The 3,355-nt window shown below is 36.0% G+C and carries 2 protein-coding genes; one reads left to right on the top strand and one right to left on the bottom strand.

Annotation, left to right across the window (positions count from 1 at the left end):
• Positions 1-188: type II toxin-antitoxin system VapC family toxin (locus F607_RS34995; protein WP_027710314.1), on the top strand; the 188-nt coding region annotated here is incomplete at its 5' end.
• 146 nt (positions 189-334) lie between these two features.
• Here F607_RS34995 and F607_RS0125775 read toward each other — a convergent pair.
• Complete coding sequence (locus F607_RS0125775) at positions 335-2,905, bottom strand: autotransporter family protein (protein ID WP_084611419.1); 2,571 nt, start codon at positions 2,903-2,905, stop codon at positions 335-337.
• Positions 2,906-3,355: the final 450 nt, after the last annotated feature.

The raw sequence follows: 3,355 nt of genomic DNA, 5'->3' as shown, positions 1-3,355 counted from the left end.
CAAAGGAGAGTGGGTTTGTAGAGCTACCCGTTAAAGGAGAGCATACAGAAGCTCTTCTACAACTGCCTCCTATTCATAAAGACCCATTCGATAGACTGCTAGTTGCTCAAGCTATTACTGAACCCATGAAGTTGATGACAGCTGATAATAAACTAGATGACTATAGCGAGCTGATTTGGAAAATATAATCTAGTTGACTTATTTTACCTGTCAACAAAAAAATAGCCGATACGCAGGGTTATCGGCTATTTTTTGACATCCCTGGGTATGGCGATACCTGGCTTGGAATGCGTTTATCAGTAGACCACGGTAGAAGTTTTAAGAAAAATATTTATTACCATAATAAACGGAATCCAAATTCACTTTTAATGCCTCTATGGCTCTCTCCATCCAAATCTTCTTCCCACGTTACACTGAAATTAAATTCACTACTAGCATTAAGTTTGCCAATGAATCCTACTCCAGCTCCAAACCAATCATCACTGGAGTTTAATGAGGTTTTTACATCATCTAGTGTGACATCAAAGTGATCACCCCACTCCTTATAATAATTTAGATCGATGTAGGGTTTTATATATTTAGTATTTTCTGCATCATAGTTGACTAGTTTTTCTAGCCGTCCACCAGCTCTAAGTAATATTCTATTTTGATTTTTAATATCAACTTCTGAAAACTTGGTTCCATTTCTTTTATCATCAAATTTATCAAAATGCATTTGTTGATATGCTAGCTGAAGTTGAGGCTCAAAACTAATACTTTTATCTTCAAGCATCTGGAGTGGTAAGCCGAATTCAATTGATGAGGCAAAACCATAACCATCAGTATTTCCTTTAACACCGTTCACTGACTCAGTATCTACATCATATTTAGATAGTTGTATGATTCCATCAAGATACCAGCTATCTTCACCCAATAAAGTTGCATATAACCCAACCGAGTGGCTAGTCATATCTACTTCACCCAATTTTTGTTTATCTATATCATCTACATTCTCATCAATGATAGCACTACCAATGAAAACGCCTGCTCTTACAGACTGAACTCCTTCAAACCTGTTACTTCTATAAAAATCTAGCCCTCCTTGAAGCCCTGACCAATCAGCATCAAAGTTATTATCATTATCAAAATTGAATTTATAGTCATTTCGATACACTCTAACCCAGCCAAACTGGGGGGAAAGTGCATTAGTATCACCACTGATAGGTCGATTACTTTCCCTTTCATGATACCGGCCTATATTATCCCACATATAGCGGCTCATCACGGCAGGAATTGATTTGTAAATGCCTGCCTCACGCCGTAATCTTGTCGAGCGCAGATACCAGTTTTGGTTAGTTCCTGTTAAATCTTGGAAGAATAAGCTGTATTCATAAGCGCCAGCACTAATACTATCATTAAGTAGTTGAAAGCTATTAGTGGAACTTACCCCATCAACTTGAATGACTAAAATACCATCTCCTGTTGTTTCAGCACCTATACCACCGGCATTGTTAATGACTAAAGTTGTATTCCCTGTCGCATTACCATTAATAATTAATTGGTCTGACGATGAATTATCACTCCCTAATACGGTGTCTAAAACAACTCTTCCAGAGCCACTATAATTTCCGCCAACTGTAAAGGTATCATTAGCCTCTGTGTCTGCTAAGGTTAGTACTCCGTTATTGGTTACATTTCCTGCTACAACAAAGACTCCAGGACTATTTCCAATGGCGGATACGGTTGCTGTAGAGTTTATAGAAAACTGCTCTGTTGTAATGGTTCTTGAAGCACCTAAATTAACCGAAGCATTATTTGAAAAGTTTATCGTTTCCCAGTTATCTGCTTGAGGGAGGATACCATTCCACCCATCAAATGTTAGAATATCAACATCTCCATCAGCTGATAGTGCATCGTCTCCCCCATTTAGTGTTGTGATATTTTCAAAGGAAGCATTGTTAAATACAGTCATAATATCAGAGCCTAAGCCCAAATCTACGGAGCCATTTCTTATTGTTCCATTATTTATAAATGAGTCATTTCCTTCCCCTAAAACTATGTGACCCTGTATTTGCCCTTCATTAACTAGGTTTTCAGCAGCCTCTTCACCAAAGATAGCAACTGAGTCTCCATCAATAGATATTAATCCTGTTGATGAATTTATAATAGTCCGCAAACCAGTTAATATTGGATTGCTCCAGATAGCATAACGGGCTGCTTCAAAACCCGGATTAGCTGTATAGTCAGAAACAGATATAACTCCACTGTTAATTAACATGGAGTTTTCTCCTGTAAACATTATTCCTGAACCTTCATCATTAATAATAGTGATATTCCCATTATTATTAAACTCAGCATCATCTCCTACTAGAGCAATACCATCATAAGTATTAACTATGGATAAACTATTATTATATACACCGCTAATTATTCCTTCGTTATAAAAATAACCTCTATCGCTATAAAAGGTAATTATCGCTGTATTATCACCTGTTGAGTGGTTTATTAATCCATTATTTATTAATCGAATATCACTACCAACAGCATCTATACTTTCCTGTGCAATATCCCCGGTCATGCTTATCGTACCGTTATTTGTAATAATTGCATTGTCAGAATTTGTAATGCTAAAAACATTGGTAGGACCAATCGAGTTACTAAGAGTGCCATTGTTATTAACAACTACATTATTACTTATATTTATTTTTACTGTTTCTGGTAAAGTATTCGTCGTTATGTCTGCTCCACTATCGATATTTAAGGTTACATTATTTGCAGAATTGATATTTATTGGAATTGAGCTAGACCCTGTACAAGTAACTGTAGTTCCTGCACTAGGGCTCGTACTTGAGCAGGCTGCAAAAACGACAGTACTGCTCAAATAAGGAATAGTGAGTAATATTGGAAAGCATATGCTGCACTTCATTTATCCCCCCTAATTATTGATTATTCATCTAAGTAATGCTCTATGTAGTGTTAATATTTTTGATGAATGAAAAGAAATAAATGGACTCTCAATCTTATTATTTAATAAAATGATTGCTCATAACTATTTACTAATGGCGTGTAACTGGTTTCATGTTATGCCGAATTTATACAATAAAAAAGGCATAACATGCAGTATTAAATATGCTATTCTTGAGCCTTTATTTAGTTTAAAAATGGTATATTTAATTATTTTTTTATAGTAGTAGATAGCTTTAGTTTTGTATCCAATGTGAAAAACTTTTCATTATTGGTTGCCTGTCTAAGGGAATCATAACCCTCAATTGATGTTTACAGTTGCTAGTGCCCTTAGTGCTCCTACCCCACTCCAGATTACTCAACCCCCTCGAAAAAACTTCCGGTAACTTCTGTTATCGGCTATTTTTGGGTG

Source organism: Zooshikella ganghwensis DSM 15267, assembly GCF_000428585.1.
GTDB lineage: Bacteria > Pseudomonadota > Gammaproteobacteria > Pseudomonadales > Zooshikellaceae > Zooshikella > Zooshikella ganghwensis.
This window is presented reverse-complemented; position numbering and strand designations above follow the sequence as displayed.

Bases quoted from the DNA above. Each gene is read 5' to 3' on its own strand.
- F607_RS0125775 (WP_084611419.1), bottom strand. From the start codon at position 2,905: ATGAAGTGCAGCATATGCTTTCCAATATTACTCACTATTCCTTATTTG.